Source organism: Kordia periserrulae (assembly GCF_003054265.1).
GTDB lineage: Bacteria > Bacteroidota > Bacteroidia > Flavobacteriales > Flavobacteriaceae > Kordia > Kordia periserrulae.
On sequence record NZ_QBKT01000002.1, the window covers coordinates 302,436 to 325,253 of the forward strand.

General features: G+C 36.2%; 19 protein-coding genes. 13 read left to right on the forward strand and 6 right to left on the reverse strand.

Features of this window, described 5'->3' with window-relative positions:
* Positions 1–56: 56 nt before the first annotated feature.
* Genes C8N46_RS05405 through C8N46_RS05430 form a run of 6 tightly spaced genes read left to right on the forward strand, consistent with a single transcriptional unit; the run spans position 57 to position 7,335 of the window.
* Positions 57–707: a hypothetical protein gene (locus C8N46_RS05405; RefSeq protein WP_108113856.1), complete on the forward strand. Its 651-nt coding sequence runs from the start codon at positions 57–59 to the stop codon at positions 705–707.
* On the forward strand, positions 704–1,837 hold the full coding sequence (locus C8N46_RS05410; protein ID WP_108113857.1) for an AAA family ATPase: 1,134 nt from the start codon (positions 704–706) through the stop codon (positions 1,835–1,837). The genes C8N46_RS05405 and C8N46_RS05410 overlap by 4 nt, the downstream gene beginning before the upstream one ends.
* Positions 1,810–2,535: a hypothetical protein gene (locus C8N46_RS05415; protein WP_108113858.1), complete on the forward strand. Its 726-nt coding sequence runs from the start codon at positions 1,810–1,812 to the stop codon at positions 2,533–2,535. Before C8N46_RS05410 ends, C8N46_RS05415 begins: the two co-directional genes overlap by 28 nt.
* 3 nt (positions 2,536–2,538) lie before the next feature.
* Positions 2,539–4,905, forward strand: coding sequence for a hypothetical protein (locus tag C8N46_RS05420; protein WP_146169740.1), 2,367 nt, complete (start codon positions 2,539–2,541; stop codon positions 4,903–4,905).
* Positions 4,896–6,344 (forward strand): hypothetical protein, encoded by a 1,449-nt coding sequence (locus C8N46_RS05425; protein WP_108113860.1) that lies wholly within the window; start codon positions 4,896–4,898, stop codon positions 6,342–6,344. Before C8N46_RS05420 ends, C8N46_RS05425 begins: the two co-directional genes overlap by 10 nt.
* Positions 6,337–7,335, forward strand: coding sequence for a soluble NSF attachment family protein (locus C8N46_RS05430; RefSeq protein ID WP_108113861.1), 999 nt, complete (start codon positions 6,337–6,339; stop codon positions 7,333–7,335). Before C8N46_RS05425 ends, C8N46_RS05430 begins: the two co-directional genes overlap by 8 nt.
* Before the next feature lie 7 nt (positions 7,336–7,342).
* On the opposite strand, the gene C8N46_RS05435 is transcribed toward C8N46_RS05430, so the two are convergent.
* From C8N46_RS05435 to C8N46_RS05445, 3 genes are all read right to left on the reverse strand, one after another.
* Entirely contained in the window at positions 7,343–8,374 is a 1,032-nt protein-coding gene (locus tag C8N46_RS05435; protein ID WP_108113862.1) for a serine hydrolase domain-containing protein, read from the reverse strand.
* A gap of 76 nt (positions 8,375–8,450) precedes the next feature.
* A complete protein-coding gene (locus tag C8N46_RS05440; protein ID WP_108113863.1) occupies positions 8,451–9,560 on the reverse strand; it encodes an acyltransferase family protein in 1,110 nt (369 codons plus the stop codon).
* Between the two features lie 62 nt (positions 9,561–9,622).
* Complete coding sequence (locus C8N46_RS05445; protein WP_245896729.1) at positions 9,623–10,201, reverse strand: ankyrin repeat domain-containing protein; 579 nt, start codon at positions 10,199–10,201, stop codon at positions 9,623–9,625.
* A gap of 234 nt (positions 10,202–10,435) precedes the next feature.
* Here C8N46_RS05445 and C8N46_RS05450 point away from each other — a divergent pair, with 234 nt between their 5' ends.
* Positions 10,436–12,532 carry a helix-turn-helix domain-containing protein gene (locus C8N46_RS05450; RefSeq protein ID WP_108113864.1) on the forward strand — a complete coding sequence of 699 codons (2,097 nt, stop codon included), beginning with the start codon at positions 10,436–10,438 and terminating at the stop codon, positions 12,530–12,532.
* 348 nt (positions 12,533–12,880) lie between these two features.
* Here the strand turns inward: C8N46_RS05450 and C8N46_RS05455 are convergent, their stop codons facing one another.
* Entirely contained in the window at positions 12,881–13,447 is a 567-nt protein-coding gene (locus tag C8N46_RS05455; RefSeq protein WP_108113865.1) for a hypothetical protein, read from the reverse strand.
* Between the two features lie 170 nt (positions 13,448–13,617).
* Here C8N46_RS05455 and rpmH point away from each other — a divergent pair, with 170 nt between their 5' ends.
* The 6 genes from rpmH to C8N46_RS05485 all read left to right on the forward strand — a co-directional run bounded on the left by rpmH (position 13,618) and on the right by C8N46_RS05485 (position 20,201).
* Positions 13,618–13,776, forward strand: coding sequence for a 50S ribosomal protein L34 (gene rpmH / locus C8N46_RS05460; protein WP_108113866.1), 159 nt, complete (start codon positions 13,618–13,620; stop codon positions 13,774–13,776).
* Between the two features lie 103 nt (positions 13,777–13,879).
* A complete protein-coding gene (gene carB / locus C8N46_RS05465) occupies positions 13,880–16,735 on the forward strand; it encodes a carbamoyl-phosphate synthase large subunit (protein ID WP_108113867.1) in 2,856 nt (951 codons plus the stop codon).
* Between the two features lie 476 nt (positions 16,736–17,211).
* On the forward strand, positions 17,212–18,684 hold the full coding sequence (locus tag C8N46_RS05470; RefSeq protein ID WP_108113868.1) for an ORC-CDC6 family AAA ATPase: 1,473 nt from the start codon (positions 17,212–17,214) through the stop codon (positions 18,682–18,684).
* Positions 18,685–18,841: 157 nt separating this feature from the next.
* Positions 18,842–19,345 (forward strand): hypothetical protein, encoded by a 504-nt coding sequence (locus tag C8N46_RS05475; RefSeq protein ID WP_108113869.1) that lies wholly within the window; start codon positions 18,842–18,844, stop codon positions 19,343–19,345.
* Positions 19,346–19,659: 314 nt separating this feature from the next.
* Entirely contained in the window at positions 19,660–19,902 is a 243-nt protein-coding gene (locus tag C8N46_RS05480) for a hypothetical protein (RefSeq protein ID WP_108113870.1), read from the forward strand.
* On the forward strand, positions 19,884–20,201 hold the full coding sequence (locus tag C8N46_RS05485; protein ID WP_108113871.1) for a type II toxin-antitoxin system RelE/ParE family toxin: 318 nt from the start codon (positions 19,884–19,886) through the stop codon (positions 20,199–20,201). The genes C8N46_RS05480 and C8N46_RS05485 overlap by 19 nt, the downstream gene beginning before the upstream one ends.
* Before the next feature lie 407 nt (positions 20,202–20,608).
* On the opposite strand, the gene C8N46_RS05490 is transcribed toward C8N46_RS05485, so the two are convergent.
* Together C8N46_RS05490 and C8N46_RS05495 are read right to left on the reverse strand one after the other, a co-directional pair.
* Complete coding sequence (locus tag C8N46_RS05490) at positions 20,609–21,640, reverse strand: FecCD family ABC transporter permease (RefSeq protein WP_108113872.1); 1,032 nt, start codon at positions 21,638–21,640, stop codon at positions 20,609–20,611.
* On the reverse strand, positions 21,641–22,816 hold the full coding sequence (locus C8N46_RS05495; protein WP_108114128.1) for an ABC transporter substrate-binding protein: 1,176 nt from the start codon (positions 22,814–22,816) through the stop codon (positions 21,641–21,643).
* Between the last annotated feature and the right edge of the window lie 2 nt (positions 22,817–22,818).

Sequence of the window (22,818 nt, forward strand, 5' to 3'; positions counted from 1 at the left end):
TTCGTTCTTTTGAGTGTTACCAACAGATTCCTTCGTGAATCACCATTATTTCTTACTTGAGTTTACAAAATAACATACTACAAACCATTCATCACTTGCGAACTTCTGGGCAATTTGTGTTATACACAAACAAACCAAAAGTGAGTCAAAGTGAATTGAACGATTTAGCCGATTTTTTACAGCAAGAATACGAAAACGAATCGCTCAACTATCCGTTTGAAGCACCAGTATTTCACAAAGAAGCGGCTGTTTGGGCAGCAAAAACAATCTATTATGCAGCGCAGTTTTTAGCACATCGTTTGGAAGAACCGAAAGACTTGCAACAATTTTTTGCAGATTTTACAGAAGAAATCTCGCCGTCAGTCATACTTTCTGCGGATATTTCACTGCGTTTCTTGCCGTTTATCATCAAGGAATTGGAGTATATTGACTTTGACGATTGGCTGGTAAAATTACTCAAAAAACAACTGCAAAACTTTTCATATTCGACGATCGGACACGATTTAGAACTAGAAATTCAAGAAGAACAACTCGCAAAACTCTTCCAAAACGATTGTTTCCGAACATTATATATTGACAGAGTCATCGCACAAAAAGACATCAGTCTAGCAACACAAAAAATCATTCAAAAAAACGTCGCTATCCAATTGGGTGAACACGCACAACACTTTTGGAGAGCCTTTGCCATACAAGCAACAGCATTATGAACGAAACACAAAAAATACGAACCATTCTCAACGAAATCAAAAATGTATTTGTCGGAAAAGATGAGGTCATTGACTTATTGGGAATTGGTTTATTAGCCAGAGAAAATGTATTCCTATTAGGACCTCCAGGCACAGCAAAAAGTGCCATTGTAAAGCAATTGTCAAGTCACGTAATTGGCGGAATTAACTTTGATTATTTGCTAACGCGATTCACGGAGCCGAACGAAATATTTGGACCATTAGACATTCGTTTGCTAAAAGAAGGTGAACTTAAAACGAATACGGACGGCATGCTTCCAGAAGCGTCTTTGGTGTTTTTAGATGAAATATTCAATGCGAATTCGGCAATCTTAAATAGTTTGTTGATGGCGTTGAACGAAAAAATATTTCGTCGTGGAAAAGAAACTAAAAATTTACCAGCTTTGATGTTTATCAGTGCGAGTAACCAATTGCCAGAAGATGAAGCGTTGGCAGCATTGCTTGATCGTTTCTTAATTCGCTTAAAAGTAGACAATGTAAAACCCGATTTACTAGAGGAAGTACTGCAAGCGGGTTGGAAATTGGAACGAAAAGAAAAATCGGCGCAAACACAAATCTCGCCAGCAGAAATCAAAGACTTGCAGGAAAAAGTAAAAAACGTGAATCTTTCACCTATCCGAAGTTCGTATATTGAATTGATTCACAGTTTGCGAAACACAGGCATCGAAGTCTCTGACCGACGTGCGGTAAAAATGCAGAATTTAGTTGCGGCAAGTGCGATGTTGTGCGATAGAGAAGAAGCCATTGTATCCGATTTGTGGGTGTTGAAATATATCTGGAGTACGGAAGAACAAATAGAAACCTTGCAAGCCACCGTCAATGCACTGATTGAAAAAGAAGTGACGGAAGAAAGCGTGCATCCGCAAGCATTTTTTAACAAAGCGCCCAATCCGGAAGAATTGATGAATGAAGTATCGCATCTCAAAGAAAAATTTTCTAACGAAGACATTTCATTACAAGAATTAAACGTCATCAAAGACAAATTGCGCTATCTGCAAAACCGAACAGATTGGGTAAAAGAACAACAGAAAAAACAATACATTCATACGGAAATTGATCAATTGTGGAAAGACATCTTACACAAGGAGTAACCGAATATTGGTTGCGATTGCCCTCAAAATATAAAGAAAAATTAGCGCAAATTCGTGTGTGGAAATCGCTGCGAATTGCGACTGATGGCGATGACATTTGGGTGCGCGGAATTCCTCCGAGTCAACTCCACAGTGAAGAAATTCGAAGCATTCCATTTAAAAAAATATACTTTCAACGTGAAAATGCCTTGTTTTTGTTAGATGGAAATCTACCCGAAGAGCGTTTAAAAACTTCGCTACTTTGGTCGCCAATTGACAAAGCATTGCCTGTAGAAACGCCAACGTATAATTTTAACTATTTCGGCATTCAAGAAACGATAAATTTTCGTATTGTGCCATCAACAGTGGAAAGAGAAGCGGCAGCGCAACTCATTTCATTAGCTACGTTGGACGCGGCGATTCCAAAAATGCCAGCAGTTCGGTTGCAACCATTGCAATGGATACTCATTGAAAATCAAGCCTTACTCATCGGTTTGCCATTGCTTGCCTTACCGGGAAAAGTCTTTTGGCAAACAGAAAACTTCTTACTACCCACAGGCTACGATTTTGAATATCCTGAATTGCGGACCTATTTCCGTCAAAAAATCAATCAGCATGGTAAAAGCATCATCGTGATGCAAACCAACAACACCTATTTTAAAATCTCAAAAGAAGACTTGCAAAAACTCACAATCAGCGGATACCGATTGTCACGATAACTCATGAATACAACACACGCTAAGGCAACATATTACTTTCAATCCTACCATGACTATTTTTGGGAATGGGAAGTGGATCACATGTTTCAAGGAAGCTATAATTGTATCAGTATTCCTCAGGGAATGACTATTGTGTATAAAGAGCCTGTTGTGGAAGTTTTACAATTACTTTCAGAAACAGGATTGCCGCCTTTTGGAGCGTTGGTGTTGGTGTTTTTGGCAACCAATTCTGGAGAAGTGGATTCGGCAATCAAAGAAATATTTGCAGAAACTTTAGAAAAGCACACAAACTTTCCTACGGTTGGTCATATTGATTTTGCTGCGGCAGAATCGTTTCTCAAAACCTTACGCATACTGCCAGAAGCGTATAAAAAAGGACAAAAACGAGTAGACTTATTGGTGTTTTTGTTTGAAATGGCAAATCACAGTCTATCGCCAAAATACTCAGATGAAATTCTTGATTTTATTCAGAACCAAAGCGATGAACTTCATGTATGTAGTGTAAAACAAGAAATTACAGTAGCGACATTGAGTAAAGACATCAATGCATTGGCGCTGTTGCACAAACGCTATCCAACGGTAGAAGCCTTGGTACAAGCATGGTTGAAAATTGAAGAAGTGCCTGTGGATCCTGAAGATGCAGAAATTGAGCATATAAGTCAAAACCCAGATATCATTCAGCAATTGATAGAAGACCCAAAAACCTTTTTTATGGGAAGTCTTGTCAAGCGATTATGGTCTGGAATTCAATTGCCAATGCATTATTCGCATCCTGGGGAAATGCCTTTGGGCGGAATATCGGATATTACCAACAAAGGAAAATTCGACAATATTTTAATGTCCGAATTCGCGAATGATGATTTAATCTTTCTACATCGAATCGCTAATAAAGAAGCTTTATTCATTCGCCGAGAAACCACACCCGAAGAAGATTTGCGCACACGTATATTTTTAATTGACACCACGATTAAAAACTGGGGAACGCCCAAAATACTATCGTTTGCAACTGCTTTTTCATTTATTCATCACCCTAAAAATAACATGTACTTTCAACCGTATGCATTGGGTGAAACCTATCAGCAACTGCATTTTGATACCAAAGAAAATGTCAGTACAGGATTGCAACTAGCATCTCCAAAATTAGACGCCGCAGAAGCGATTGAAAAATTCATCGATGAATGTGAAGAGGAAAATATCGAAATCACGCTGTTTACAGTAGCAAAAACGCTTACACATCATAACATTCGACGTATTTTCAATTTGCATCATAAAAAGTTTGGTGGTGTTATTACCTCTGACAGTCAGGGAAATATTGATGTTTATAAACTGAAAAACGGTACGCGAAGTCTGTCCAAACACATTCAACTGCCATTAGCAGAACTTTGGGCACATCCGCCAAAGCGAAAAACTTCCGATAAAGAAGTATATACAATGGCTAAAGACGTAATCAATTATCCTTTGTTATACGGATTTCCTACACGTATTGGAATTAATTTTACAGATGAACACAGTGCGTATTTGCTTCAAAAAAATGGCGATTTGTTTCGAACAGAAGATCGAAACAAAGGTTTTCAAATGGTTGACTGTGGTTTCCGATTTGTAACAGGAATCAGTCAACAAAAGTTTGGTGTTATGTTTCAAGGTGAGTTGCTTATTTTGTATTGGAACGCAAACAATCACATGGTTTTTAAAACACAACATCATACGTATAGTTACAAGTTTGATCTTTCTAAATATAAAAACAAGGTTTTTACACATCTAATAGTGCATGAAGAAGAAGTGTATTTGGTGACGAAAAACTATTACAGTTCGCCGCCTGTATTTACGTATTTTGATATTTATGAGCAGCGATATACACCAATTGAAAATCCTTCCAAAGCCTTAGAAGCAAGCTATAAAGCATATTTAAAAAACGAAGTTCGCTACTTTGAAGGTTCTGTATTTACGAAGATAAAATCCATAACATTTACGGATGATTTGGAACTTGTATTTAACTTTAAACATCGTCTTGACATTGTGACCTCTATTGGTTATTTTGATTTGTTGGATGAAGAAGAAGAAATGTACTTAGAAGACCAAGCAACGGTCTATTTTCGCCATCGAAATCAAAAAGTATCACTTGGAGGTGGAAGCGAGATTGAAATTGATAAAAACGGAATACTTATCTTTAGAAGTGGAAATCCTGACATTCCAACGTTTTATGTAGCATCATATATCGGAATTAACATTGCCCTTGCAACAGATGAAGAATTTGCAGGCGCTGACTATTTTTTACCAAGTAATTCCATGCTGAGAAAAATAGAAATTCACGAATTCGACATTAAATATGTAGAACCTTTTATAAGTCATATTCTTGATACATGGAGTTAGCATTGCTACATACCGATGACCATCAATATCCACGCTGTGGTATTTTTATCAAGCATGCTTCTCCAAAAGTGTGGTTGGAAGAAATCACGCGTATGCAGTTAAAATTGTCAGAATGTACCCTGTATCCATGTCCCGCTTTGGAAGCAAATAGTATTTCAGGCGTGTTGGTGATTTTTAAATCGGCACAACAAAAAATTGACATTCAGCGTAATATGTGTGTCTTAAAAGCGCATACAGGTTTTTATATTCCAGAGTTTACGCGACTCAACATGTCGCTTACGCCAGATGAGTTTACGAAAATCACGCAAGGAAAACCGCACTTTTTTCATCACGAATTTGGTTTGATAGAACTCACCGAAGAAGTTCGCTGGGAAACCTTGTTGCAATTTCCAGAAGAAGCATTTCCTGCCATAGAAAAACCCGCAAAAGGCGTACAGATTCCGATGAACGTTACGGCGTTTAGTGTTGAAATTGAAGAAGCAGAAACGGAAAAAGAACTTGAAAACTCCTTAGGAAACGAAAAGGTAAATACGAAAGACTTGCCTTTTGATATGAAAAAGGTGTTGGAAGGAAACAACAAAGAAGTTGAAAAATATTTAAAATACATAGAAAAAAATCCTGATGCTGCACTAAAAATGGCAGTTCCGTTAGACATGTTAGGAACGTCACGCGGAAAAGCATTTGCGCAATACCGATTTAAAAGTAACTTTTTTGAGTCTTTTGGATTTGGAAATGCTTCTGAACAGACAAAAACAGGTATTAAAACGGTTTTTGGTATTTTGGCTATTATTGCCATCTTTTGGTTGGGTTTGCTTGTGGTAGATACATATAAACAGAATCAAGTTGTGGTGAAGCCAGGTACTGGTACGGTTACCATAAGTCCAAAAATTGACCAAGAGAAGCTAACAGCGGAAGAAAAAAAGATACTATCCTTAGATCAAAAGTATTTGGATAGTATTCAAAAAGAATCTGAAAGTGGCTCAGCTGACGGTTCTAACGGAAATTTAAAAACGAGTGAAAAGCCTAAAGATGCTACGCTTAAAAATACTTTGCTGACGATCATATACATTCTCGTAGTCGGAATCATCATACTTTTCATCATTCAATGGACGCGAAAACGTTCCAAAAAGAAAGTCGAACAAAATAACAATTCTTCATGGATGAATTTACCCGAAGAAAGCAGCTTCTTTTCATTTGACGAGGAAGAAAAAGAAGAAAATAAGTATAATGGTTTTAGCTTTTATTTTGGCGGAAATGAATTGTCGCTAATAAGCAAAACAATCATAATTTTAATGATTCTTGCTGTGGTAGCATATTTGTTATATCCTATGATTGCCAACAAAAACACGAAAACCATATTTATCATTATCGCTATCGGATTTATCATTCGCATGCTATACGATTTGCTAAATAAAAACAAACTTTATTCTGATGACTAATCAAAGAAAAAGCAATTTCGAATCAAAATTGTTTTCCTTCATCTTTCTGGTGTTGGTGATGAAATTGATATACCTTATTGTGACTTCTATCATCGCGGGCGATTTCCCTAGTTTTTTGGTAGAACTCATTGTGTTGGCATTGGTGGTATTTGCGGTCATTTACTTGATACATAAACTTTTTGGAGAAGAAGATGAAGGGAGAAGTCGCTACGGGCAAACGTCTACTATTGGCGAAGAACAATTTAACGCATTGCGCAATCATTATGAAAAACTCACCAACAATTTCATCGAGAAAAAGCAATATAAAAAAGCAGCGTACATTCAGCTAAAATTACTACAAAACCCATACAGAGCTGCTAGTATTTTAAAAGATGGTCATTTGTACAATGAAGCGGCTTTGGTGTATTTAAAAAAGTGTTTTCACAAAGAAAATGCTGCCGAATGTTATGAATTGGCGCGCTCGTATTCGAAATCTATCAAGTTGTATACAGAATTGAATCAGCATGAAAAAGTAGGCGATTTGTACCAAAAAATAAACGATTCCGAAAAAGCAACACATCATTATCAAATTGTAGTGGATGACTATGTAGAGCGAAATCAATATGTAAAAGCGTCATTGTTATATCGCAAAAAAATGAACAACATTCCTGCCGCGAATGAGTTGTTATTAAAAGGTTGGTCACTAAATAAAGACGCGGTCAACTGTGCGAATAATTACTTTGCCAATTTCAAAGACCAAGCAGCGCTCCAAAAGGAAATTCACCAATTCAAAGCCGCAAGAACACACGAAGGAAACGAGCGTCAATTTTTAGAAGTACTCACACACGAATACAAAAAAGACATTGCGCCGAAAGAAGACATTCAGGAAATGGCGTATGAATTAATCTCAAAAAACCATCAAAAATACGGAATGTTATCGCTATTAAATTGCTTTGTTACAGACGATTCGCAATTGCAAAAAGACATATTGCGACATAAAACGAAAAAATAGCAAGACATTACAATTGCTTTTCTATAATAGCTACAATTCTATTATACATCACTTCCGATAAATTCCAGTTATAACCTCTAAAATCGGTTGTATTTATAAATTGAATCACGACTGTATCAATATCTGGATGATAATGCGCAATACTTTGATAGCCAGGCATTAAACCTGTGTGATTGTACACATAAATGGAAGCGTAAATTTTGCGTTCTTCTTTATTAAAAATACTGCCATCATTAAGCGCACGTAGAAACGTTCCGACATCTTCTGCAGAGGCAACCATGGCACCATAATCGGTTGTTTTCAAATCTTCTTCCACGCCAACATGGTAACCGCTCATCAAATTTTTCATGTCAATTTCATGAATAGAACCGTAGGTATTATAAAGTCCAAGCGGCGTTAAAAATGTGTCTTTCATGTACTGAAACTTGTGGTTGCCAGTAACTTTTTGAATCAATTCGGAAATCAAAATATAATTTGTGTTGGAGTAGGCATACGAAGTGTCAGGCGCGAAATCTGCAGGCAAATCGAAAATTCGTTCCAAGGCTTCTTCACTACTATTTGGCGGATTTCCCCAAAAATTAGGTGTATCGGTCACGTTCGGAATGCCGCTTCGATGCTGTACGAGCATTCGCAGCGTAATTTTATCCGCATTGGCAATTCGATTTGTATACTCAGGAAAATACATAGCCAGTGTTCCGTCTAACGATACTCGTTTACTGCTCACTAATTTGGTAATGGCAACGGCGTCGTACAACTTGCTAATACTCGCAATTTTGAACAGCGCATCTGGTCTTGCGGGAATCTTTTCTTTACTATCATGCCAGCCAGCAGTATACCAAACAGGTGCTTTTCCTTTTGTGTATACATACACAATAATTCCGTCAAAACCATAATCGGCAACCTTATCTACTTGCGCTTGTACTGTTTTGGGAAGTGGTTGTATCCATGCTGTTACAATAGGCCACGGAACAAACCACAAGGAAATAAAAGTTCCAGTCAAAAGAAGAATCCGTATGATGTGTATTTTTTTAAATTTCATGATTAGGTGTTCGTTTTTTGATGTGATGTAAAATTAAACGTAAAAAATAACAGACGACTCATGTTCTCTTGAAAACTTACGAAGCTTCTTCTTTTGTGATGGAAAGTGCGTTCTTGTTCTTTTTCTGAAACAAAGGAAAATTCCAGCGCAAGCCAAAAAATGGTCTTAAAAAAGGAATTCTTCTAATGATAAGTTCATAAATTAGAAAACATCCCACAAAAGTAAGTACTGTAATGATGACAAAAGCGACCATTGCGGGCAAATGATACGGCAACACAACATACGCAGCCAAATACAATACAATCATGTGAATAATATACACAGGATATGCGGCGTTGCTCAAATACGATAACGTTTTGCTAGGTTTGTTGAGATATCTGTTGCAAAAACCAAAGACAGCAAAAATCCAACAATTGGATTCGATAACGGTCAAATAGCCTGGAGCTTCTGTAGCGTATACGACAAATCGCATGGTAAACAAAACCGCCGCGATTCCTGCATACAAAAAGCGCCACTTTCGTACGTTTTTCCAAAACGATTTCCCAGCATACATGTTTAAAAACCCAAAGAAGAACGCCAACAATCCTAAAAAGAATCCGTGCCATGTTTCTGCATACATCGCAAACGGTTTTGGTCGTAAAATCGATACTTCTGCTATAAAAAAGAGGTTTATCGACAACAGTCCTAAAGGCGTTTTGAACAATTTCTCAAACCACTTTTTTAAAGAAGAATCTTGTCGTTTTTTTAGCCATAAAAATACAGGCAACAATAGTACAACATAACAGAAAATATTCCCCAAAAACCATAAATGTCCAAAGTGCGGATAATAATCCAACGCCATTTTGTAATATTTCTGAAATACAAATATATGTAGCGGCGTGATGGCAATCATTCCAAACACAAAAGGTACTAAAATGCGTTGGGTACGTTCGGCAAGCAGTTGCCACCAATTTCGTTTTTGCATCGCAAAATACAATCCCATGCCCGACACATAAAACAAAATCGGAATGCGCCATACGTTCAACATCGTCATTGGTTTCCATAACCCTTCCGAAAGTTCATCGCTTCGTATAAAAGCAATAAACATCGCCCACGGTTGAAAAATAATGGCAATATGATAGATAAGTAACAAGCCAATTGCAATGACGCGAAGCCAATCTATATCGTATCTTCTAGTAGTTTTCATGGTGTAATTTTTAGTGAATTAAAAAAAGTAATCTTATCCTTTTCCGCAGTGTAGCAGCAATTTTATTGCAACATCTCCGCCACAACAGGACGCGCTTTTTCCACTGCTTCTAAATCGAGTGTAAAACCTAATGGTTGTAGTTGTGCCAATAACATTTCATAAATTGGTTTTACTTGTGCAAAATCGCCTAAAACCGTTTCTCTTGGTGTCATTCCGTAACTATTTTTCAGGGTTTTATCTGCGCCTGCATCTACTAAAAGTTGTACCATTTCAATACGCCCAAAAAATGCTGCGGTATGCAATGCTGTGGAACCGTCGTTATTTTTAAGTGATACATCTACTTTGGCGTTGATTAATGCTTTGGCAATGTCGATTTTGTTAAACGTAACTGCGGTAATTAGTGGAGTAGAACCACTCATTGGTTCTTTCACATTCAAATCGCTTCCTGCTTTGATATGTTGTTGAACCGCTTCTAAATTTCCCGAAAGAACTGCAGTGTGAATGTCAACCGTTGGTGCTTTTACCTTGGATGTTTGATTGCTTTTAGAACCATTTTCCTGTGCGCAAGAAGTTAAGCTTATACTAATGGCTACAATCATAATAAAGATGAATTTTGTAAAGAATACGTGTGATGTTTTCATGATACAATGTGTTAAAAGTTCGTGTTTTGATTTTTGTTGTTACAAAGATGTATCAAATCGTGACGCATCAATAAACACGCATGATTCAAGAACTATCAAGTTTGAAGAATGGTTGTAACTTATGATGCAATAGTATCAATTATGACGCAAAACGGAATTTCATCACACAAAATCAACACGTAAAACAGGGAAGTTTCTATAAAATGTATATATTCGTTTCGAAGCAACAAAAACATGTCAAAAACAGCATCGACAAGCGACTTTTTACAGAAAGCAAAAGCCCTCGTTTTAGCACATCTTTCCGATGAACAATTTGGCGTATCCGAATTGGCAGAAGCGACTAATATGAGTCGCTCAAATTTGTTGCGAAAAATCAAAAAAGAAACGCAGCTCTCAGCAAGTCAATTCATCCGAAACATCCGTTTGGAAAAAGGAAAAGAATTGTTGGAAGACACCGAACTGACCATTTCTGAGATTTCGTATGAAGTGGGATTTGGCAATACGTCGTATTTTATCAAGTGTTTTAGAGAATTGTACGGATTTCCGCCAGGAGAAATTCGCAAGCAACCTACTGAAATAGCAGAAGAAATTGTTGAATCAGACATCCCAATAGCTTCTGAAACTACTGAAAAACAAGGCTTTTTCAATCAGCATGCAAATAAAATCATCGTGGCGGCAACGCTTGTTATCATTGTATTGATTGTTTTCTTTTGGAAGGAAACAAAAGCCGATTCCACACAAACCGCAAGCATACAAAAGTCCATCGCAGTATTACCATTTAAAAATATGAGTAGCGATTCCACTAATTATTATTTTGTCAATGGTTTGATGGAAGCATCTCTCAATAATCTTCAAAAAATAGAAGACCTGCGCGTGATTAGTCGCACTTCCGTAGAAAAATACCGAAACACCACGAAAACCATTACTGAAATTGCAGAAGAATTGAACGTCAATTACGTCATAGAAGGCAGCGGACAAAAAATTAGCGATGAGGTATTGCTGAACATTCAATTGATTGATGTGACCAGCGATACGCCCATTTGGGCAGCGCAATACAAGCACGAATTGGGCGACATTTTTTCATTGCAAAATACCATTGCTAAAAAAATAGCAACGGCAATTCGAGCAACCGTCACACCAGCAGAATTGGCTTTGATAGACAAAAAACCAACGGAAAATTTAGAAGCCTACGATTACTTTTTACGCGGTTTGCAACCTTTACAAACACAAACTCGAGAAGATTTACTTAAAGCCATTTCATTATTCAAAAAAGCAACAGAACTCGATCCTACATTTTCTTTAGCGTATGCAAAAATGGCGTTTGCGTATTTCTATTTGGACATTTATCAACAAGAAAAGCAATACACCAACGCAATTAATGAAAATGCAGATAAGGCACTTTTGTACGATTCAACATCGGATCAAAGCCTGATTGCCAAAGCCTTGTATTATATCAACAATCAAGAATTCAATTTGGCAGTGCCACATTTGGAAAAAGCCTTGGAGTACAATCCGAATGCAGCTGCTGTGGTGTTGATTCTTTCGGATTTGTATGCGAGAGCCATTCCGAACACGGAAAAATATTTAAAATATGCACTCAAAGGCGAGCAACTCAACATTCAAGCCAACGATTCTATTGGGAAAAGTTTTATCTATCTACACTTAGGAAATTCGCTTGTACAAACGGGTTTTGTGGAAGAAGCTCACAAATACATACAATTATCTTTAGCGGAAAATCCTAACAATCCCTACAGTCCGTATTTGCAAATATTTATCAACTACGCACAGCATAAAAATATTCAAAAAGCGACCAATCAACTGATTGCGGAATGGAAAAAAGATACACTACGAACCGATTTATTACAAGAAATTGGCAAGTTGTATTATTTTCAGGAAGATTATCAAAACGCGTATCAGTATTATAAAAAATACAATGCTTTACGAGGTGATGAAACCATAGATATCTATCCGCAAGAAAACTTAAAAATCGCGATTTCTTATGAAAAAGTAGGAGCGAAGGAAGAAGTCAAAAAATATGTTGATAAATATGTGTCGTATTGCAAAAGCGATGTTTCATTGTACAAATCGGCAAGTTTAGCCATGTTGCATTTATACGAAGGAAACCGAGAAGCAGCGATTGAACAACTGAAAATCTTCGCTACCCAAGACCATTTCCAATACTGGATTGTACTATTCATAGAAGAAGATCCGCTGATGAAAAGCTTACAATCGCATCCTGAGTACGCAGAAACCATTCAAAAAATTAAGAATCGTTTTTGGAATAATCATGCGCAAACGAAGAAGATGTTAGTTACGAATGGACTTTTGTAGTTTTTTTAGTAGTGAGAATTGAGATGTGAGTATATGAGATTATTTCAAAGTACTTCTCGATACAAAATTCTTGCAGAATTTCACTCAAAGTGACACTTTGAATTTGAAACAATACACGTCCGTTCGAGTGATTTTTCGCAGAAAAATTGTATCGAGAAGTACTTTGAAACCTTCAAGTAATGAACAATTTAGTGTCCTAAGATAGTTTTACATAAACTATCAAACCAAAAACATTAGCACATTTTCAAATTATCAAATTATCAAATTGACACATTGAAAAATCAAAAATGGTACATCTAAAATCGTACATAAAAAAGCGACTTCAAAAAAAGTCGCTTTGTAAAAATCTTATCTTCTTCGCATTTGCTGTCGGTTGCCGTAATGTTGTTTTGGCGCACTGGCAGCGCGTTTCATTTGCTGCTCCATCATTTTAATCTGTTCCGTCAACATTCCGCGTTTATCAAGCGCTTTGGCTTCTTTTATTAAGTTTTTCGCTTCGTTCTTACGATTCTTCTGTGCCGCAATTCCCGCCAAGGTCATTTTTACCATAGCCATATCGTGCGACATGCTCAATCCTAACTTTTCCGCTTTACGCAGATGTTTCTCGGCTTGTGTCAAATTGGTTTGTGATGCCATGATACCATGTAAATAATAATAATACCCTTGTTGTTTACGCGTTAACGCCGCTTTAGGATTTTTGATGCGACCCAATAAGCGCTTTGCGCCATCAAAATCTTGCTTGCGCAACTTTAAAAACGACAATAAAATAAATTCGTTTTTGTAATACAGTAAAATGAAAATAGCGGCTAACAAAATCAAAAAGATTCCGTTACCGATGTAACCTTCGTAAAATTGATAAACTGCGTAGGCAAAAACTCCTGCCGCTATAATGAGTTTGATATTTTTATTGAACATAAATTGGTATATATTTGTAGCGATTGCAAATGTATAAAAAACAAACGAAAATATTTTTTAAAATGTGTTTGTTAAAGTAAAAACTCTTTGTATATTTGCGCCGCACTTTTGGAAAGGAATCTCGCGTGCGTTTATATTAAATTCAAGAGAAATTAAAGATACATTAAGTAATGAAAAGAACATTTCAACCATCGAAAAGAAAAAGAAGAAACAAGCACGGTTTCAGAGAAAGAATGGCTTCTGTAAACGGTAGAAAAGTGCTAGCTCGAAGAAGAGCAAAAGGAAGAAAAAAATTATCTGTGTCATCTGAATTAAGACACAAGAAGTAATGATATAGCAGTAATATAGGAAAGGTGTTGTTTTTTTAAGCGACACCTTTTTTTGTACCCAAATGTTTTTTTATTTTTACGCAACACAACACACAACAAAAGAATGCCAAAAAGAGAAGACTTAAAATCCATTTTAATTATTGGATCAGGACCAATCATTATTGGTCAAGCTTGTGAGTTCGATTACTCAGGATCACAAGCCTTACGTTCACTTAGAGAAGACGGAATTGAAACTATTTTAATCAATTCAAACCCTGCAACCATCATGACCGACCCTTCCATGGCGGATCATGTATATTTAAAACCCCTAACCACACGTTCCATCATTGAAGTACTGAAAAAACATCCAAATGTGGATGCAGTTTTACCAACAATGGGCGGACAAACTGCCTTAAACCTATGTATTGAAGCAGATGAAAAAGGAATTTGGGAAGATTTCGGAGTAAAATTGATTGGTGTAGATATTGAAGCCATCAACATTACGGAAGATAGAGAGCAGTTTAGAGAATTGATGGGAAAAATTGGTGTCGATATGGCGCCGCAAGCAACCGCAACTTCGTTCTTAAAAGGAAAAGAAATTGCCCAAGAATTTGGTTTTCCATTAGTAATTAGAGCTTCGTACACACTTGGTGGCGCAGGAGCTTCTATTGTATACGACCCAAAAGATTTTGACGAATTGCTACGTCGTGGATTAGAAGCATCACCAATTCATGAAGTGATGATTGACAAAGCGATGATGGGCTGGAAAGAATACGAATTAGAGTTATTACGCGATAAAAACGACAATGTAGTCATCATCTGTTCGATTGAAAATATGGACCCGATGGGAATCCACACAGGAGATTCCATTACGGTGGCTCCAGCGATGACCTTATCAGACCGTACGTATCAAAAAATGCGTGATATGGCGATTAAAATGATGCGTAGTATCGGTGATTTTGAAGGTGGCTGTAATGTACAATTCGCGGTAAGTCCAGACGAAAAAGAAGACATTATTGCTATTGAGATTAACCCACGTGTATCGCGTTCTTCTGCTCTAGCGAGTAAAGCTACAGGATATCCAATCGCAAAAATTGCGGCAAAATTAGCAATCGGATATTCATTAGACGAATTAGACAACCAAATTACAAAATCTACTTCGGCGTTATTTGAGCCAACGTTGGATTATGTAATTGTAAAAATACCGCGTTGGAACTTTGACAAATTTGAAGGTTCTGACCGCGAATTAGGCTTGCAAATGAAAGCTGTAGGTGAAGTGATGGGAATTGGACGTTCGTTCCAAGAAGCCTTGCACAAAGCCACACAATCATTGGAAATAAAGCGTAATGGACTTGGAGCCGATGGAAAAGGCTATACCAATTACGATCAAATTATCAGCAAGTTGCGTCATGCTTCTTGGGATCGTGTCTTTGTGATTTATGATGCCATTCAGATGGGAATTCCGCTGAGTAGAATCTATGAAATCACGAAGATTGACATGTGGTTTTTAAAGCAATACGAAGAATTATATCAACTAGAAAAAGAAATTTCGTCACACAACACGATTGATACCATTTCTAAAGAGATGTTGCTGGAAGCTAAGCAAAAAGGCTTTGCTGATAGACAAATCGCGCATATGTTGGGTTGTTGGGAAAGCGAAGTGTATAACAAGCGAGAAGAACTAGGGATCAAACGTGTGTATAAATTGGTAGATACCTGTGCAGCGGAGTTTGTTGCGAAAACACCATATTACTATTCAACGTTTGAAGCAGAAATTGAAACCGCCGATGGAAATCGTTATGTACACAATGAAAGTGTGGTGTCTGACCGTAAAAAAATTGTCGTATTAGGTTCTGGTCCAAACCGAATTGGACAAGGAATTGAGTTTGATTACTGCTGTGTGCATGGTGTGTTAGCTGCCGCCGAATGTGGATACGAAACCATTATGATTAACTGTAATCCAGAAACGGTTTCGACCGATTTTGATACGGCAGATAAACTATATTTTGAGCCTGTTTTCTGGGAACATATCTATGACATCATTCAGCATGAAAAGCCAGAAGGAGTCATTGTGCAGTTAGGAGGACAAACCGCGTTGAAATTAGCGGAGAAGTTAGACCGTTACGGCATCAAGATTATTGGAACAACCTTCCAATCGTTGGATTTAGCGGAAGACAGAGGAAGTTTCTCAACCTTATTAAAAGAAAACAACATTCCATATCCTGAATTTGGTGTTGCGGAAAATGCTGATGAAGCCTTAGCCTTGGCAGATGAATTGAACTTCCCAATCTTAGTACGTCCGTCGTATGTGTTGGGTGGACAAGGAATGAAAATTGTTATCAACAAGCAAGAATTGGAAGAAACTGTAGTAGACTTATTGCGCAAAATTCCAAACAACAAACTTTTGCTAGACCATTATTTAGATGGCGCCATAGAAGCTGAAGCAGATGCGATTTGCGATGGCGAAAACGTGTACATCATCGGAATCATGGAGCATATTGAGCCGTGCGGAATTCATTCTGGCGATTCCAATGCAACCTTGCCACCATTCAACTTGGGTGAATTTGTGATGCAGCAAATCAAAGATCACACAAAAAAGATTGCTTTGGCACTAAACACAGTCGGACTCATCAATATTCAGTTTGCCATAAAGGATGATATGGTGTACATCATTGAAGCCAATCCAAGAGCATCGCGTACCGTTCCTTTCATTGCAAAAGCGTACAAAGAACCGTATGTAAACTATGCAACGAAAGTCATGCTAGGTCACAACAAAGTAACCGACTTTGATTTCAATCCGCAATTGGAAGGTTACGCCATTAAGCAACCCGTCTTCTCCTTCAACAAATTCCCAAATGTAAACAAGCGTTTAGGACCAGAAATGAAAAGTACTGGGGAAAGCATCTTATTCATTGACAGTTTAAAAGACGATGACTTTTACAACTTATACTCACGTAGAAAAATGTATTTGAGTAAATAGTTTTTTATACAATAAATGTCACTTCGAGCGCAGTCGAGAAGTCATACAAACTCAAAAGCTTCCTTAAAATCTAAATGATTTTTTGGAAGCTTTTTTCGGTTTCGTGCGTATGATTCTCAAAAAAGTAAAGCATCTTTCTTCAAAAAGCAGCGGAGGTTTTCATCAAAACCTCCGTAGGTTTTGGTCATTTCCTCAGCAGCTTTTGGGTAAAACTTCAGTAGGTTTTTTTAAGGTCATTTTTGGGTTGAAATTTGGGCTGATTTTTTAAGTTTTTTATGTCCTAAATGCTATTTTTTTTATCATTTTACGGGAAACCACATTGTTAGTTAGTACTATTTGGGTTACATTTAAAGAAAATATAGTAAAGGGTTTTAATTAAAGGGTTGTTTATTTAATATGAGTTTTACCAAAAAAAGAATTTTATCTTTTTAAATAAATATTTATCACGATTAAAACCACACAACGATAACCTAATAATGGACAATAAAGAATTAAACAAATTAATAACTTATTTAGAAGAAAATACACGTGCTGATAAAGTTTCAGGGATTGAATTTATTGACCCAAGAAATTTTAAAGAAAAAGTTAGAGGTAAGCAGAACTATGTTGTTTTTGGTCGTAGGGGAGCTGGAAAGAGTACACTTCTCAAGACTTTGAACAAATATGATAAGTCTTTGACAATATATGTTAATCTTGAAGATTATAAAGACATTACTTTTCCAAATATAATAATAAAAGTTCTTGTAACTTTTTATAGAGAGATTTCAAGAAAGTTGAATAATGAAAAGTCTTTTTTTAAGAAACGAAATTATTTTAAAACTCGAAAGCTTGTCACTAAAATAAAAAAACATGTTTTAAGTCTAAATACTAAACTTGTTGAGCCAGATAGCTATAAAGAAAGAAAAAAACAAACTAAGAAATCATCTAGTGAGGATTCTGTTGGAGCATCAACAAACCCTATATCCGTAAAATCAATGTATTCTTCGTCTCTTGAATTTGAGTCTGAGTACTCATGGGAAATTGATAAATTAAACGAGCTTAAAACCTCTATTGATTTCAATAAAAATATAATAAATGAAATAGTTCAATTCACAGGAAGACAATTAATACTTATACTTGATGACTTCTATTTTATTCCAAGGGATATACAACCTTTTCTTCTTGACTATTTCCACAGACTATCAAAATCAAATGACTTTTATTTAAAAATAGGTACAATAAAACATCGTTCACATTTATATTTTCAAAGTAATAAAAGTTATATTGGTATGGAATTGAATGCAGATGTATACGACATTGATTTAGATTATACTTTAGATAAATGGAATGAGTTAAAAAAATTTAAAAGAAAATTATTAGATACTGCTATTAATTCATCAGGAGCTAAGTTTGACATTGATTCAGTTTTTAATGAACAAAGTTTTAACCAGCTATGTATTGCATCTGGAGGAGTGCCTAGGGATTTTTTAGTTCTATTTATTAAGAGTTGCCAATTAATCAATGAGAATAAGATGCGAATAACTGTTCCGGAAGTTCGAGAAATAGCAATACAAAATTTCATTAACAAGAAAAACGCGCTAGCAAAAGATTCAACGGATGAAAGTAATATTTTAGAATTGTATATTAACTATTTGAGAGACTTTGTTTTCAAGCAACGAAGAACAAATGTTTTTCTTATTGAAAATGATAGTCTTAATAAAAATGATAAAATTAAAAATGTAATAAGGGAATTAGTGGATTTGAGATTTATTCACATAATTGATAATAATACAAGTGCTGCTCCATCAGATGGTAAAAGGTATTCTGCTTATTTGCTTGATGTAAGTCTTTATGATAATGGACGACCTCGAAATTTTAAGGAAGTCGAGCCAGATATTCAAACTAATAGACAAGGGGTAAGAGGTGCTCCAAGAGTAACTACAAACAAGTTAAATGAATTACATTTATAGAAAAATAAAATAAGCGTAAAGTTTCTACAGTTAGTTTCATGCTCTCGTCAACTTCTGAAAATTCTCTGAGATTTTAAGTTTGGTTTGTAATTGTAAAGTTGAGTGTTAGTTTACGTAAGTTCTCATTACCTAAACCTTAATATCTAATTTAATATAAATGAAATTCGAACCTAAAAAATTTTCCGAGAGCATTGAGTTAACATACGTGACCAATTATGGAGCTGAAGTTGGAGAAGTTTTTTGTGAAATAATTGATAGAGATAAAAATGAAACTGATTTTAGTAATTTCAAAAGCGCAATCAAAAAATCAAACTTTTTTGATATAGAGAAAGTTAATTTTGACTCTTTAAAAACAATTGATTTTGATTTTGCAAGAAGAGCTATAATATCATCCATAATTAAAGAATGTAAGTATAACGAACATTTCATGGATTGGAATGAGGGAAGTAAATATGCTATGTCATTCTTAAACGAGTTTGACGACATTGAGAAAATTTACACAAACTCATATTGGGAAGTTTTTTTTGATGACAATTTACATGAAGATGAACTTGACATGACTGGTTGGGACAATTTTAGTCAAGGTTATTGGTATGATTATGGTTTTTTAATTGTGTCTGCTGAAAAAATAGGAATCATTTGGTTTGGAGATGAGAGTTAAAGCTACCCACAACAGTATATAAAGGCAAATAGAACGGATTCTATCATGTACTGACTGTTTAAAAGTTTTTTTCAAAGCAATTTTTAAAATAAAAAAGGTAGCAGATATGGTTTACTGTATTTATTTGTTCTAGCCGGCATCCAAAACCTTCAATCATTAAATCTTTAAATCCTTGAATTGAGCGTAGCAATTCCCGCCAACACGGGATTACTAAAACGAGTTCTTAACTGTATCTATACGCAATCATCAAAAAAAAAGTATTAGGAAAAACAATCAAAATTTCGGATATTTAAAAAGTTAAAGATTAGAAGAATATGGCGACAGTTGATAAAATCAGAAGCGGATTAATTGATAAAATATTATCTATAAAAAATAAAGATGTGTTATTGGCACTTGACAATATGATTTCTTCAACTTCTGCTGAAACTGAAATTATAGAGTTAACAAAAGAGCAAAAACAAATGCTCGAAATGAGTGAAGCGGATATAGAAAACGGACGACTTATTTCTCAAGAAGCAATGGATAAAAGAAATCTTGAATGGCTGAACGGATTGTAAAATGGACACGTACAGCTGATATTCAATACATAGGAGTTCTTGAATACTGGGCGAAAAGAAATAAATCGACTGTCTACTCCAAAAAGCTTATCAAATTAATAACAGAACGGACTAAACAAATTGGAAAATCTCCTTTTATCTATAAATCAGTAGATTTTGAAGGAACAAGAGTTGCTTCCCTTGGAAATTTTAGCATTTTTTACAAAGTAACAGATGATGAAATCATAATCACTTCGTTTTGGGATAACCGTCAAGATCCAAAAAAGCTTTTACAGATTTTAAACGAGAAAAATAAATAACGTGAGTTCAACTTAAGAAATCACTTTATAATTCATAAATAGCTGATAAATAGATAATTGTCAGTTCGAGCGCAGTCGAGAACAGCTAAGAATTGATAATTTCAAAGGAATCTCGACTGCGCTCGATTTGACATTAAGTATAATCTATTAGTAATCAGTTAGGTAATAAAATAGTTATATCGAACTCACGTTAAATAGTATATTTTTCAAGTAGCTAAAAACCAAAAACCAAAAACCTTAAATCTTTAAATCCTTAAATTGAGCGAAAGCGAAGCTATTCAATTTGAAAATATAGCAATGTATCAATTACTTTCAAAAACTTAAAAGGCAAAGCCGCGTCTAATATCTAAAGCAAAGCGGGTCTAAATATCTATAGCGAAGAGATTCCCGCCTACGCGGGAACAGGTTCAAAATATCATCTTCCGTTTCCGTACCAACAACCAAATCACCACAGGCGCACCAATCATGGACGTAATGGCATTGATAGGTAAGGTAATATCACTAAACGGTACTTGTGCGATGCTGTCGCAAATCAGCATTAAAATGCCGCCAATAAGGCAAACGCTTGGCACTAAAATTTTATGATTCGTTGTATTGAAGAATAATCGTGTAATGTGCGGAATTGCCAAGCCGATAAAAGCAATCGGTCCGACGAAGGCGGTACAACTTCCAGCTAACAAACTTGTCGCAATAATGATGGTATAACGTGCTTTTTTAATATCAATTCCCAAGCTGCGTGCATAGTTTTCGCCTAATAAAAAAGCATTCAACGATTTGATGGAAAGCACACTCAACAACGTTCCAGACACAATTAAACTTGCTAAAATCCCGAGTTCTTCCCACGTCAGACTGCCCAATGAACCTAAGGTCCACATCATAAACTGTTTTAACTCTTCGGCATCGCTAAAATAGGTGAGAACACTTACAATGGCAGCGGTAATGCTCCCAAACATCAATCCGATGATGAGAATAGACATGGTATCTTTGACACGCGACGATACAATCATGACGGTCAACAATACTAAAAAACTTCCCAAACTTGCCGCAATCACTAAACTATAACTTGATAACAACAACGTTCCCATAAAGCCACCAAAAACAGAGGCGCCCATAATCAACAGCGCAACGCCCAAACTTGCTCCAGAACTCAACCCCAATACAAAAGGTCCTGATAATGGATTTCGAAACAAGGTTTGCATCAATAAACCACTTAGTGATAAACCAAAACCGACTAAAATAGCAGTGATTGCTTTTGGTAATCGGATATCTAGCACGGTAATTCTCCAGGTTTCTTTTTCAATGTCACCACCTGTAAATGCAGCAAAAATACCTTCTAGCGAAATGGAAACCGAACCCAAACTAATGTTCATCAAAAAACAACCAATCAACACTATAATAAGGATGATAAAGGTGAATTTATATGTTTTCTCGCTAGCCAATTACTGCAAAGGTTTAAAAAAGAACGGTTGATATTCAGGTAAAATTTCTGGGTGAACCGCTTTGATGATATCTTTTAATACAATATCTGGTCGTATCGGCGCCAATTCATAATAGAGCATTCCGCCAGTGTCACCCACCGTGTTCGCGGCACTGTAAATTTTCTTATCGGTAAACGGCTTAAATTTCGAGTACAAACCATTCGCATTTTCCAACGCGACGTAGGTTTTGTAACTTCCTGGACCAATCCAAACATCGGCATCTGCGGCTTTGTCCAACACCGTTTCAATATTCAACGATAAACTTCCGGTGCCTTTAGAATCTGCCCAAATATAATGGGCGTTTGCATCTTTTAAATACTGCGCTTGAAAACTTTCGCCCGCAGGCATATACCAAACATCTTTAAATAACGAACCTGACAAAACGCTAGGTTTCTTCGTAGTTTTTTGAGCGAGTTGTTCTGCTTCTACATAGTTTTTTTCTATCGAATTGAAGACTTCGGTGGCTTTGGCTTCTTTTTGAAAAAACGGTGCGAAAAAGTGAATCCATTCGGCTCTTCCCAACGGCGTTTCTTCGGTCCAATCGCCATTATACACCACAGGAATATTGGCTTTTTGAATGCTTTTATAGGTCGGATTTGAATTGTTGATGGAAAAACCAATCACCAATTCAGGTTGTAAATCGATAAGTAATTCAATGTTGATTTGCTCATTGAGTCCGATGTCTTTTATTTTCTCTGCATCAATCAGCGCGCGTGTTTTTTCAGACGAAACGTATTCCGTTTGTGGAAAACCTACGAGTGTTTCTTCAACGCCCAACATCTCCAAAATAGGAATGTGTGTGGTAGAGGTTACCACAATTCGCTCCACAGGCGTCAACACAATCGCGTCGTAGGCATCTTTCATAAGTGTGATGGAAGCTACTTTTTCTCTTGGAATGAGTGCGTAGGTAAAATCTTTTTTGGCATTTGGCCACGGCGAAAATACTTTTATCAGCGTAATATCTCCATTTTTTTCCACCGAAAACTTTTTAGCATGACGTAAATTTTCGGTAGTTGAAGTCGCTTCTTGCGGAGTAGGAAGTGGCTGATTATTAACTTTTTTCTGTTCGTTCTTACAGGAAAAACAACAGAGAAAAATCGTAAAAAAGACACAAAAAACAGGATTGATAGCTCGCATGA